At 34.1% G+C, this 630-nt stretch carries 1 protein-coding gene; it reads right to left on the reverse strand.

Annotated elements, in window-relative coordinates:
• The coding region (locus Q1A47_RS20570; RefSeq protein WP_299632756.1) for a condensation domain-containing protein at positions 1-630 on the reverse strand (630 nt) is incomplete at both ends.

Genomic DNA, 630 nt, shown 5'->3' on the forward strand with positions numbered 1-630 from the left:
TCAGTTGTCATACTGATTTGGGATACAGGGATTTCCTGGTTTTGAATCACGGATTGAATGATTTCGATGAAATGGTTTTTTAATCTGTTTACCATTTCTTGATCGTAAGCATTAGAGTTATAAGAGAATCGAACGGTTAGTGTATCACTCGGTATAACCATAGCTGCCAATTCATAGTTGTTTTCCTCATAATATGTAATATTTTCTAATTCAAAGCCTAATGAATGATCGAAGCTCATTAGCTCATGATCAACATAATAGTTTTGAAAAACAATTATGTGATTGACTAAATTCCGTTTGACCTCAGATAAAGATTGAATATCTGCCAGTGGATAATAATCATATCTTGCCGATTCTAATGAATCTTTCTGCATTTGTTTAACAACATCAATAAATGTATGATTAACTTCTTGTTTCACTCGTACTGGTACTGTGTTTATGAATAATCCTACCATTTCCTCAATACCTTCTACTTCTGCATTCCTTCCGGAAACGACCGAGCCAAATACGACATCATCTAAGTTTGTATTCTTTTGGAGTAGGATTCCCCATACCGTTTGGATGACGTTGTTTAAGGTTACTTGATGATGTTTACTAATTCGTTTTAAAGCTTCGGTCATTTTTGGATCA

Origin of the sequence: uncultured Virgibacillus sp. (assembly GCF_947495635.1) — a bacterium.
Lineage (GTDB): Bacteria > Bacillota > Bacilli > Bacillales > Amphibacillaceae > Virgibacillus > Virgibacillus salarius.